This is a genomic window from Actinomycetospora lutea (assembly GCF_028737205.1).
In the GTDB taxonomy this organism is placed as follows: Bacteria; Actinomycetota; Actinomycetes; order Mycobacteriales; family Pseudonocardiaceae; genus Actinomycetospora; species Actinomycetospora lutea.
Genome location: NZ_JAQZAL010000006.1, coordinates 50,777 through 61,698, shown reverse-complemented (window position 1 = coordinate 61,698; position 10,922 = coordinate 50,777). Strand labels below are relative to the sequence as shown.

The window sequence follows — 10,922 nt, the reverse complement described above, 5'->3', positions numbered from 1 at the left end:
CCTGGGGAGCGGCGGTCAGAACTGGTTCAGACCTTGGTCAGAAGAACGGGGACGGGCTCAGAACTTGGTCGGGGGAACGAGGTTGAGGTACACGGCCGTCACGATCACGTTGATCGCGAACAGCAGGATGAACGTGATGACGACGGCCTGGTTGACCGCGTCGCCCACGCCCTTGGGACCGCCGGCGGGGTTGAGCCCGCGGTAGGCCGCGACGATCCCGGCGGCCAACCCGAAGAGGGCCGCCTTGATGAAGCCGACGAGCAGGTCGGTCGGCTTGGACAGGGCCGAGAAGCCCTGCACGTAGGCGCCCGGGGTGACGCCCTGGAGAACGACGTTGAAGTAGTAGCCGCCGGCGACACCGACGATCGAGACGAGGCCGAACAGCAGCGCCGACACGAGGATCGACGCGAGCACCCGGGGCACCACGAGGCGCTGGATCGGGTTGATGCCCAGCACCTCCATCGCGTCGATCTCCTCGCGGATGGTGCGGGCGCCGAGGTCGGCGCAGATCGCCGAGCCGCCGGCCCCGGCGACGAGGAGCGCGCAGATGACCGGGGCCGCCTGCTGGATCACCGCCAGGGTGCTCGCCGCGCCGGAGAACGACTGGGCACCGAACTGCCGGATCAGCGACCCGAGCTGCAGCGAGATGACCGAGCCGAACGAGATCGACACGAGCGCCGCGGGGAGGATGCAGACGCGCGAGATGAACCAGCACTGGTCGATGAACTCGCGGGTCTGGAACGGCCGCTGGAAGATCCCGACGACGACGTCGAGGCCCAGGGCGAACAGCTTGCCCGTCGACGACAGCGCCCCCGCTCCGGGGAAGTTGCCGGCCGCGATGCGAGAGCTCACGAGTCGCCCCGCCGGAACATGCGCCGCAGGCCGCCGAGGACGCCCTCGTCGTTGTCCTCACGCCCGCGGGGCACGCCCTGCTGCCCCTCGGAAGGTCCGCGACCCGTGCCGTCACCGGCCGGCGGCGCCTGCTGCTGCGAGCCCGGACCGCCCTCGGCGGGCGGGTCGGCGGCGGCGTCGCCCTTCGGGTCGGGAGCGGCGTCCTGCCCCGGGTTCGGCGCGCTCCAACCGGAACGCTCGGCCTGGCGGGGGCTGGACTGCTGCTGGCCGCCCTGCTGCTGGCTCCCCTGCTGGCCCTGCTGCTGCTCGTCGCCCTCGCGCGCCGGACGTGCCGCCATCGGCACGAGCCCGGCGACGCCCTGCTCGCCGGTCTGCTCGGGCTGCTGGGGCGGGTCGTCGCGCCAGCGGTGACGCCCGGCCGCCGCGGCACCGGCCGCGCCCGCGGCACCCGCCGCGGCGGCCTGGCCGGTGCCCTGCTGGTCCTGCTGCTGGCCCTGGTCCTGCTGCTGGTCCTGGCCCTGCTGCTGGTCCTGGCCCTGCTGCTGGCCGCCCGACTCGTCGACCGCCGCGAACTGCTCGGTCGGCGGGTCATCCTGGTCGCTGCCGCCCTGCTGGTCCTGCTGCTCGGTGGGGGCGTTGCCGGCCTCGTCGGACTGCTCGCCCTCCTCCTTGGTGTGCTCACCGGCCTGCGGGAGCACCACCGTGCCGCCGGCGTCCTCGTCCACGGGCACACCGACCAGCGGCTCGTCGGACTCGGGGTCGGCGGGCGGGGCCTTGCGCGCCTCCGCGTCGGCGTCCGGGTCGCCGCTGCCGGCCTGGTCGCCCTCGCCCTCGCCCTCGCGGGACCCGCCCTCGACGAGCGAGTTGTCCTCGGCCTCGGCCATCGCCTGGTAGCCGAACGGGTCGGCGTCCTCCGGCGGCTGGTTGCGGGTGACCTCGATGAGCTCGGTGCGGTCCTGGTCCCGGGAGATGCCGTAGCGCTCCTGGTCGGCCTCGGTGAGCTGCTCGAGGATCGCCGTCTGCGCCTTGGGTGGCAGGGTGTGCAGGACCTGCATGACGCGGTCCTTGCGCCGCTGCACCGCCTTGCGCTCGGGGACGCCCTCGCTGACCTCGAGCTGCGGGTCGATGAAGGACTCCTCGGACTCCGCCGTGCCGCCCTTCTTCTTCAGCTCCTCCATCTCGGCCTCCATCTGGGCCGAGTCCTTCTCCTCGGACATGCCGATCGGGCCGATGCGCCGGCCCTGGAGGAACTGCTGGACGACGGGCTCCTCGGAGGTCAGCAGGACCTCGCGCGGGCCGAACATCACCAGGTTCTTGCGGAACAGCATCCCGATGTTGTCGGGCAGCGACCGGGCGGTGCCGAGGTGGTGGGTGACGATGAGGATCGTCGCGTCGAGCTGGGCGTTCAGGTCGACGATGAGCTGGTTCAGGTACGCCGTGCGCACCGGGTCCAGGCCCGAGTCGGGCTCGTCGACCAGGATGATCTCGGGGTCGAGCACGAGCGCGCGGGCCAGGCCGGCGCGCTTCTTCATCCCGCCGGAGATCTCGCCGGGGAGCTTGTCCTCCGCGCCGCCGAGCCCGACCAGGTCGAGCTTCTCCATGACGATGTCCTTGATCTCGGACTCGCCCTTGCGGGTGTGCTCGCGCAGCGGGAACGCGATGTTGTCGAACAGGTTCATCGACCCGAACAGGGCGCCGTCCTGGAACAGCACGCCGAACAGCTTGCGGATCTCGTAGAGCTTCGACTCCGAGCACCGCACGAGGTCGGTGTCGTGGATGAAGATCGAGCCCTTCTCGGGCTTCAGGAGACCGATGATCGACTTGAGGAGCACCGACTTACCCGTGCCCGACGGGCCGAGGAGGACGCTGACCTCGCCGGCCGGGAGGGTGAGCGTGACGTCGGACCAGATGTTGGAGCTGCCGAAGGACTTCGACAGGTTCTTGATCCCGACCTCGACGCCGGCCATGCAGTTCCTCCGCTCGCCGCGATGTCGACGCGTCGTGGGACGACGCCAGTTACCGACGTCATAGGGGCGGCGCTCCCCGTCGGGAGCATCACGTCCTCAACGACGGCTGGCCGCGGAGGTTACTGACCCGGAAACCAGCGCAGCCGCCGGGTCCCTCTCCGCCGGTCACGCCGCTACGTTGCATCTCTCGGGTGGCGCTGAACGGCCGTTGCCACGCGTTCGGTGGAACCTCGGCGACCGCTCACGGCCCCGAACGGCGGTTCGCCGCTCCGCCGGGGGACACCCTTCTGCGCGAGAGCCGATGTGGCCCCCGTCACCTTCCGGACGATCGGCCACGGCCCCGGGGACGACGACGGGGCGGGGACCCGAAGGTCCCCGCCCCGTGCGTGCGGTCCTGCTGCGCTCGTGCGCGGGATCAGGTCAGGCTGATCTTCGCGCCGGCCTCCTCGAGCTTCGCCTTGGCGGCCTCGGCGGCCTCCTTGTTGACGCCCTCGAGGATCGGCTTCGGGGCGCTCTCGACGAGCTCCTTGGCCTCCTTGAGGCCCAGTCCCGAGACGACCTCGCGGACGACCTTGATGACCTGGATCTTCTTCTCGCCGGCGCCCTCGAGGACGACGTTGAACTCGTCCTTCTCCTCCTCGACGGGGGCGGCAGCGGCACCGCCGCCGGCGGCCGGGGCGGCCGCGGCGACCGGCGCCGCGGCGGTGACCTCGAAGGTCTCCTCGAACTTCTTCACGAACTCGGAGAGCTCGATGAGGGTCATGTCCTTGAAGGCGTCGAGCAGCTCGTCGGTGGACAGCTTCGCCATGGTGGCGCTCCTACTCAGTAACGGGGGTGGGGGTTGGTGGGGCCCGGTCAGGCCTCGGACGCGGCCTCGGCGTCGGCGGACTCGACGGCGGCGACGGCGTCCTCGGTGCTCGCGCTGCCCTCGGACGCACGCTTGTCCTGCAGGGCGGCCGCGAGGCGGGCGATCTGCGAGGCCGGGGCGTTGAACAGCCCGGCGGCCTTGGCCAGGTTGCCCTTCATGGCGCCGGCCAGCTTGCCCAGCAGCACCTCGCGGGACTCGAGGTCCGCGAGCTGCGTGACCTCGGTGGCGGAGAGCGCGCGGCCCTCCATGTACCCGCCCTTGACGACCAGGGCCTTGTTGTCGCGCTGGAAGTCGCGGAGCGCCTTGGCGGCGTCCACGGGCTCCCCGCTGACGAAGGCGATGGCCGTCGGGCCGACGAGCAGGTCGTCGAGTCCCTCGACCCCGGCGTCGGCGGCGGCCCGCTTGACCAGGGTGTTCTTGGCGACCGTGTAGGTCACGTCCGAGCCCAGCGAACGACGCAGCTGGGAGATCTGCTTCATCGACAGGCCGCGGTACTCGGTGACGACCATCGCCGAGGCGTCGCGGAACTCCGCGGCGATCTCGGCGACCGCGGCCACCTTGTCGGCAGCCGGAGCTCTCGTCTCATCTGCAGCCATGCGCGCCTCCTCTCTCGTACTCGGGCGACCGTGGTGCTCGGGGCCCGGAACGACGAAACGCCCCGTGCACAGGTGCACGGGGCGTCGGACGGCGCGGGGCACGGTGGCCCGGCGGGTCACGACCCTCGTCCTCCTGCGCGGGCGCCCCTCGTCGGGGCCTTCGACCGACCGAGCGGGGCTCGGGCGGCGACCAGCGGTCTCGGGTGGATCGGGGTTCGATCTGCGGATCAGTCTACGCGGTCCCCCCGGAGCGCCTGCGCACCAGGGGGACCGTCGCGACTACCCCTCGGCGGCGAGGAGGTTCCGCGTGCGGTTCGGGTCGACCGGGATGCCCGGGCCCATCGTCGTGGTGACGGTGATCTTCTTGACGTAGCGGCCCTTCGCGGCGGCCGGCTTCGCCCGCAGGATCTCGTCCAGCGCGGCACCGTAGTTCTCGACGAGCTTCTCGGTGTCGAAGCTGGCCTTGCCGATGATCAGGTGCAGGTTGGCCTGCTTGTCGACGCGGAAGTTCACCTTGCCGCCCTTGATGTCGCCGACGGCGCGGGCGACGTCCGGGGTGACGGTGCCGGTCTTGGGGTTGGGCATGAGCCCGCGGGGGCCGAGGATGCGGGCCACGCGGCCGACCTTGGCCATCTGGTCGGGCGCCGCGACGGCGGCGTCGAACTCGAGCCAGCCGCCCTGGATGCGCTCGATGAGGTCGTCGGACCCCACGACGTCGGCTCCGGCCGACTCGGCCTCGCGCGCCTTGTCGCCGGTGGCGAACACGATGACGCGGGCGGTCTTGCCGGTGCCGTGCGGCAGGTTGACGGTGCCGCGGACCATCTGGTCGGCCTTGCGGGGGTCGACGCCCAGCCGCATGGCGACCTCGACGGTCGCGTCCATCGACGTGGTCGTCGTGTCCTTGGCCAGCCCGATGCCCTCGAGGGGGCTGTAGAGCTTGTCGAAGTCCACCTTCTCGGCGGCCTTCTGGTAGGCCTTGCTGCGCTTCATTTCTCTCTGTCCTTCTCGAACGGATCAGGTGTGGTCAGGGCTGCGCGGCCCTCCCACGGGGGTCGACCGGCGGTCGCCGGCCGACGCGGTCACTCGGAGACGGTCAGACCCATCGACCGGGCGGTGCCGGCGATGATCTTCGACGCCTGGTCGAGGTCGTTGGCGTTGAGGTCCTGCATCTTGGTCTGCGCGATCTCGCGGACCTGCTCCTGCGTGACCGAGCCGACCTTCTTGGTGTGCGGCGTCGGGCTGCCGGACTTCACGCCGGCCGCGGCGAGCAGCAGCTTGGCCGCCGGCGGGGTCTTGAGCTCGAAGGAGAAGGAGCGGTCCTCGTAGACCGAGATCTCCACCGGCACGACCTGACCACGCTGCGACTCGGTCGCCGCGTTGTAGGCCTTGCAGAACTCCATGATGTTGACGCCGTGCTGACCCAGGGCCGGGCCGACGGGCGGGGCCGGCGTCGCCGCACCGGCGCTGATCTGCAGCTTGACGACCGCGGAGAGCCGTCGCTTCTTCGGGGGCATGACTTCCTCGTTGTTGCGGGTGGAGCGACACGGAGCGCAGCGGAGCCGGCGCCGATGCCGGGTGGCCTCGGGATCGGATCAGATCTTCGAGACCTGGTTGAACCCGAGCTCGACCGGGGTCTCCCGGCCGAAGATGGAGACGAGCACCTTGAGCTTCTGGGCGTCGACGTTGACCTCGGAGATGCTCGCCGGGAGCGTCGCGAACGGGCCGTCCATGACGGTGACCGACTCGCCGACCTCGAAGTCGACCTCGACGGCGGGCTTGCCGGCGGTGTCCTCGGTGCCGGCCTTCTCCGCGCCCTTGGCCTTCTTCGGCGTCTCCTGGCGGGGCAGGAGGAACTTGACGACCTCGTCGAGGGTCAGCGGCGACGGGCGCGAGGTGGCGCCGACGAAGCCGGTGACACCCGGGGTGTTGCGCACCGCGCTCCACGAGGCGTCGTTGAGGTCCATCCGCACGAGGATGTAGCCGGGCAGCACCTTGCGCTGGACCTGCTTGCGCTGCCCGTTCTTGATCTCGGTGACCTCCTCGGTGGGCACCTCGACCTGGAAGATGAACTCCTCGACGTCCAGCGTCTGCACGCGGGTCTCGAGGTTGGCCTTCACCTTGTTCTCGTAGCCCGCGTAGGAGTGCACGACGTACCAGTCGCCGGGGGCCAGGCGCAGCGAGTCCTTGAGGGCCTGCGCGGGGTCGACCTCCTCCTCCTCGACCTCGGCGGCCTCCGCGGAGACCGGCGCCTCGTCGACCTGGAGGTCGTCCTCGGTGTCGCCGCGGGCCGCGATGTCGCCCGCGCCCGCCGACTCCTCGGGCAGGTCGGAGTCGTCCTCGTCGGCCGGGGCGCCCAGGGCGGCGCGCGCCGCCTGCAGGTCGGCCTCCGGGTCGACGGCGTCGGCGTCGGCGGTGTCGGCGGTGTCGTCCGCGTCCTCCGCCTCGCGCGCCTCCCGGGCGGCGCGGGCCACCTGGGCGTCGTCGAGCGTGGCCGGGTTCTCCTCGGTGCTGAGGTCCCCGTACGTGCCACTGCCCTCACGCACCATGACGCCGCGCGTGCGGGCCTCGGCCACGAGCTCGGGCTCGCCGCCGTCGGGGGTGCCGTTCTCGGGCTCTGCGCCGGATCCTGCGGAGGTCACTTCTCACTCACTTCCTTTGCACGGCGGGCACCGCGGCGCGGTGCCCGGCCGGCCGCTCGGCGGAACGGTCAGCCGAAGAGGGCGAACACGGCCTTGGCGAACACCCAGTCGAGGCCTGCCACCAGCGCCACCATGAACGACACGAACACGAGGACGACGAACGTGTAGACCACGATCTGCCGGCGGGTGGGCCAGTGCACCTTGCGGAGCTCGGCCACCACCTCGCGGAGGAACCGCCGCAGGCGAGCGAACACCGACCCCTGCGACTCCTGGGTGCGGTCCCGCGTCGGGGTGGCCGTGCCCTTGCCCGAGCTGCCCGACGAGCGACCGCTCGCGGTGTCCGTCGCGTCCCCGCCGCTGCCGTTCCCGGCCGCGTCGGCGCGCCGTCGACGGCCGGCGGCGGTGACCGGACGCGCGTCGTCGTCGTCGCTCGCGCGCCGACGCCGGCTGCTGTCCTCGCTCACTGCGCCGTCCTCACCGTCCTCGTCCACCGACCCCGCCTGACCGGCGGGCTTCACCGTCGCGGTGCAGGGGCGACAGGACTTGAACCTGCAACCTGCGGTTTTGGAGACCGCTGCTCTGCCAATTGAGCTACGCCCCTGTGGCGTCCCCGGGAGGACGCCGTGGGCCGGGCCGAGGTCGATCCACACGGCGACGAGCGCGTGGGAGCGACGGACGATCCGTCCCGGTGAGCCATGCTACGTCAAGGCCCGCACCCCGACGGCGCCGGGGCAGGAGCGACGCCCGGGCAGCGAAGGCGGCCGGGGCCTTCTCCTAGGATACCGGGACATGACGTCGTCGTCCTCGACTTCCCTGCACCCCTCCGCGACCGACCGCCGCATCTCGGCGCGTGTCGGCGGGATCGCGGAGTCGGCGACGCTGGCGGTCGACGCGAAGGCCAAGGCGCTCAAGGCCGCCGGCCGCCCGGTGATCGGCTTCGGCGCCGGCGAGCCGGACTTCCCCACGCCGCAGCCGGTGGTCGACGCCGCGATCGCCGCGTGCTCGGACCCCAAGAACCACCGCTACTCCCCCGCGGCCGGGCTGCCCGAGCTGCGCGACGCCGTCGCGGCCAAGACCGCCCGCGACTCGGGGTGGCAGGTCGAGGCGCGCCAGGTGCTCGTCACCAACGGCGGCAAGCAGGCCGTGTTCGAGGCGTTCGCGACGCTGATCGACCCGGGCGACGAGGTCCTGCTGCCCGCCCCGTACTGGACGACCTACCCCGAGGCCGTGCGCATGGCGGGCGGGGACCCGGTCCAGATCGACACCGACGAGTCGACCGACTTCCTGCCGACCGTCGAGGCCCTCGAGGCGGCGCGCACGCCGCGCACCAAGGCGCTGCTGTGGTGCTCGCCGTCCAACCCCACCGGGGCCGTCGCGCCGCGCGAGCTCGTCGAGGCCGTCGGGCGCTGGGCCGCCGAGCACGGCATCTGGGTGATCGCCGACGAGATCTACGAGCACCTCGTCTACGACGGCGCCGAGCACGTGTCGATGCCGGTGGCGGTGCCCGAGATCGCCGACCGCTGCGTGGTGCTCAACGGCGTCGCGAAGACCTTCGCGATGACCGGCTGGCGGGTCGGCTGGATGATCGGGCCCGCCGACGTCGTCGCGGCCGGCATCAACATGCAGTCGCACCTGACCTCGAACGTCTGCAACGTCGCGCAGCGCGCCGCGCTCGCCGCCGTGACGGGCCCGCTGGACGCGGTGGCCGAGATGCGCGAGGCGTTCGACCGTCGCCGGCGGCTGATCGTCGAGCTCCTCTCGGGCATCGACGGCGTCACCTGCCCCGTGCCGCGCGGCGCGTTCTACGCCTACCCGTCGGTGACGGAGCTGCTCGGCAAGGAGATCCGCGGCGAGCGCCCGCAGACCAGCGTCGACCTCGCCGCGCTCGTGCTCGAGCACGCCGAGGTGGCCGTCGTGCCCGGCGAGGCGTTCGGGACCCCGGGGTACTTCCGGCTCTCCTACGCCCTCGGCGACGACGACCTGCGCACCGGCGTCACCCGCATGGCCGACCTGCTGGCGGAGGCACGCTGAGACCCGCGATCATCCGCGCCGACGGTCCCGCCGGGACCCCGACTTCCGAGGAGAGCCGGTGGGCCGTCGGCCGATCGTCCTGCGCCTGTTCATCGCCGTCGCCGTCGGGCTCCTCGGGATCGCCGTCGCGCCCGTGGCGATGGGCGCCCCGACGGCCGCCGGGCAGGCCTACGTCGCGCTCGGCGACTCCTACACGGCCTCGCCGCTGACCGGCGCCCCCGCGGGTCCGCCCCCGGGGTGCCTGCGCTCGGCGAACAACTACCCGCACCTGGTCGCCGAGCGCACCGGCGCCGTGCTGACCGACGTCAGCTGCAGCGGCGCGCGGACCCGCGACTTTGCGGCGCCGCAGCCGGTGCAGGGCGGCGCGAACCCGCCGCAGTACGACGCGCTCGGCCCCGGCACCCAGCTCGTGACCGTCGGCATCGGCGGCAACGACATCGGGTTCTCGGAGATCGTCCAGGCCTGCGTGAGCCCGACGCCGTTCGGCACGCCCTGCCGCGACCGCTACACCCAGGGTCCCCACGACGAGCTCTCGGCGCGGATCGACGACCTCGGCGACCGCCTCGACGACGTCCTCGACGAGGTCCACCGCCGCGCGCCGGACGCCCGCGTGCTGCTCGTCGGGTACCCCTCGGTGCTGCCGGCGCAGGGCCCGGGCTGCTACCCGGTCGTGCCGTACACCCCGGGCGACGTCGAGTACCTGCGCGGCGTGCTGACGCACCTCAACGCCGAGATCGCCGACGCCGCGGCCGACGGCGACGCGACCTACGTCGACGCCGCGACGCCGACCGTCGGCCACGACGTGTGCGCCCTGCCCGGCGAGCGGTGGATCGAGGGCCTGGTCCCGACGGCCCCCGCGGCGCCGGTGCACCCCAACGCCCTCGGGTCGGCGGCGCTCTCCCGCGCCGTCCTCGCGACCCTCGGCGTCCCCGCCGCCGCCTGACCGCACGCCCCTGACGCACGAACGGCTACTGTCGCGTTGCCTGCGTGGGCAGCGAGAGCGCCGTTCGTTCGTCGGGAAGCTCGGCGACCGGCCCTGTCGGACCTGTCGGCCTCGGTCGGGCAGGGCAGGGCAGGGCAGGCGAGGACTAGCGCGGGCGGACGGTCGCGACGGCCTTGCCGAGGACGCCCTTGCCTTCGTGGGTGGCCGTGACGCTCACGGTGCGCGTGCCGTCGTCGGCGACGTCGGTGACCTTGGCGCCGAGCTCGACGGTGGCGCCGGCGTCGTCGTCGGGGACCACGACGGGGCGCGTGAAGCGGGTGGAGAAGGCGACGACGGCGGCGGGGTCACCGGCCAGGTCGCCGACGTAGCGCGCGGCGAGCGACATCGTGAACATGCCGTGGGCGATGACGCCGGGCAGGCCGACCTCGACCGCGACGCGCTCGTTCCAGTGGATCGGGTTGAGGTCGCCCGAGGCGCCGGCGTACGCGACGAGGTCGGCACGGGTGATCGTCACCGTGCGCGGCTCGAGCTGGTCGCCGGCGCTCGCGTCGGTCAGGGCGCTCACGACGACCCCGCCGGCTCGGCGCGCCCGACGAGGGTCGCGCGGGTGGTCAGCACCGCGGCGCCGTCGGCGTCGGTCACGTCGACGCGGAAGGTGATGACGTCGTTGCCGGCCAGATCGCGGATGTCGTCGACGGCCACCACCGAGGTCACGACGTCGCCGGCGCAGAGCGGGCGGCTGACCTCGACGGACTGGTCGCGGTGCACGACGCGGGTGAAGTCGAGGCCGAGCGCCGGGTCGTCGACCACGCGGCGCGTCGCGGGCCAGGTGAAGACCACCGGGAACGTCGTCGGGGCGACGACGTCGCGGTGGCCCGCCTGCCGGGCGGCGTCACGGTCGTGGTGCACGGGGTCGTCGGCACCGATGGCGGCGGCGAACTCCCGGATCTTCTCCAGCGAGACCTCGTAGGTCTCCGCGGGCCAGGTGCGACCCACGAAGGACGCGTCGAGCGGCACGGGCGAGCG

General features: G+C 72.6%; 11 protein-coding genes, 1 tRNA gene and 1 pseudogene. 2 read left to right on the top strand and 11 right to left on the bottom strand.

Annotation, left to right across the window (positions count from 1 at the left end; genetic code table 11):
• Positions 1-57: 57 nt before the first annotated feature.
• The 9 genes and pseudogenes from PHK61_RS08725 to PHK61_RS08685 all read right to left on the bottom strand — a co-directional run bounded on the left by PHK61_RS08725 (position 58) and on the right by PHK61_RS08685 (position 7,523).
• Entirely contained in the window at positions 58-852 is a 795-nt protein-coding gene (locus PHK61_RS08725; protein WP_274280586.1) for an MlaE family ABC transporter permease, read from the bottom strand.
• A 968-nt stretch (positions 853-1,820) separates the two neighbouring features.
• Positions 1,821-2,819 (bottom strand): annotated as a pseudogene (locus PHK61_RS08720) (ABC transporter ATP-binding protein); the annotation flags it as partial.
• Between the two features lie 415 nt (positions 2,820-3,234).
• The gene (rplL, locus tag PHK61_RS08715; protein WP_274280585.1) at positions 3,235-3,627 is read right to left on the bottom strand and encodes a 50S ribosomal protein L7/L12; all 393 of its coding nucleotides are present in this window, start codon (positions 3,625-3,627) and stop codon (positions 3,235-3,237) included.
• 47 nt (positions 3,628-3,674) lie between these two features.
• Positions 3,675-4,283, bottom strand: a complete 609-nt coding sequence (gene rplJ, locus PHK61_RS08710; protein ID WP_274280584.1) for a 50S ribosomal protein L10 — start codon at positions 4,281-4,283, stop codon at positions 3,675-3,677.
• Between the two features lie 279 nt (positions 4,284-4,562).
• Complete coding sequence (gene rplA / locus PHK61_RS08705) at positions 4,563-5,273, bottom strand: 50S ribosomal protein L1 (protein WP_274280583.1); 711 nt, start codon at positions 5,271-5,273, stop codon at positions 4,563-4,565.
• Positions 5,274-5,362: 89 nt separating this feature from the next.
• On the bottom strand, positions 5,363-5,797 hold the full coding sequence (gene rplK, locus PHK61_RS08700) for a 50S ribosomal protein L11 (protein ID WP_274280582.1): 435 nt from the start codon (positions 5,795-5,797) through the stop codon (positions 5,363-5,365).
• Between the two features lie 78 nt (positions 5,798-5,875).
• A complete protein-coding gene (nusG, locus tag PHK61_RS08695) occupies positions 5,876-6,829 on the bottom strand; it encodes a transcription termination/antitermination protein NusG (protein WP_420791372.1) in 954 nt (317 codons plus the stop codon).
• Between the two features lie 161 nt (positions 6,830-6,990).
• Positions 6,991-7,386 (bottom strand): preprotein translocase subunit SecE, encoded by a 396-nt coding sequence (secE, locus tag PHK61_RS08690; RefSeq protein WP_274280580.1) that lies wholly within the window; start codon positions 7,384-7,386, stop codon positions 6,991-6,993.
• Between the two features lie 64 nt (positions 7,387-7,450).
• Positions 7,451-7,523, bottom strand: a tRNA-Trp gene (locus tag PHK61_RS08685).
• A 188-nt stretch (positions 7,524-7,711) separates the two neighbouring features.
• Between PHK61_RS08685 and PHK61_RS08680 the strand changes: the two genes are divergently transcribed.
• Positions 7,712-8,953 carry a pyridoxal phosphate-dependent aminotransferase gene (locus tag PHK61_RS08680; protein ID WP_274280579.1) on the top strand — a complete coding sequence of 414 codons (1,242 nt, stop codon included), beginning with the start codon at positions 7,712-7,714 and terminating at the stop codon, positions 8,951-8,953.
• A gap of 58 nt (positions 8,954-9,011) precedes the next feature.
• Entirely contained in the window at positions 9,012-9,896 is an 885-nt protein-coding gene (locus PHK61_RS08675) for an SGNH/GDSL hydrolase family protein (RefSeq protein ID WP_274280578.1), read from the top strand.
• A 145-nt stretch (positions 9,897-10,041) separates the two neighbouring features.
• Here the strand turns inward: PHK61_RS08675 and PHK61_RS08670 are convergent, their stop codons facing one another.
• Together PHK61_RS08670 and PHK61_RS08665 are read right to left on the bottom strand one after the other, a co-directional pair.
• Positions 10,042-10,452, bottom strand: coding sequence for a MaoC/PaaZ C-terminal domain-containing protein (locus PHK61_RS08670; protein WP_274280705.1), 411 nt, complete (start codon positions 10,450-10,452; stop codon positions 10,042-10,044).
• 5 nt (positions 10,453-10,457) lie between these two features.
• The gene (locus PHK61_RS08665; protein WP_274280577.1) at positions 10,458-10,913 is read right to left on the bottom strand and encodes an FAS1-like dehydratase domain-containing protein; all 456 of its coding nucleotides are present in this window, start codon (positions 10,911-10,913) and stop codon (positions 10,458-10,460) included.
• Positions 10,914-10,922: the final 9 nt, after the last annotated feature.

Bases quoted from the DNA above. Each gene is read 5' to 3' on its own strand.
- nusG (WP_420791372.1), bottom strand. From the start codon at position 6,829: ATGGTGCGTGAGGGCAGTGGCACGTACGGGGACCTCAGCACCGAGGAG.
- PHK61_RS08680 (WP_274280579.1), top strand. From the start codon at position 7,712: ATGACGTCGTCGTCCTCGACTTCCCTGCACCCCTCCGCGACCGACCGC.
- rplK (WP_274280582.1), bottom strand. From the start codon at position 5,797: ATGCCCCCGAAGAAGCGACGGCTCTCCGCGGTCGTCAAGCTGCAGATC.
- rplJ (WP_274280584.1), bottom strand. From the start codon at position 4,283: ATGGCTGCAGATGAGACGAGAGCTCCGGCTGCCGACAAGGTGGCCGCG.
- rplL (WP_274280585.1), bottom strand. From the start codon at position 3,627: ATGGCGAAGCTGTCCACCGACGAGCTGCTCGACGCCTTCAAGGACATG.
- rplA (WP_274280583.1), bottom strand. From the start codon at position 5,273: ATGAAGCGCAGCAAGGCCTACCAGAAGGCCGCCGAGAAGGTGGACTTC.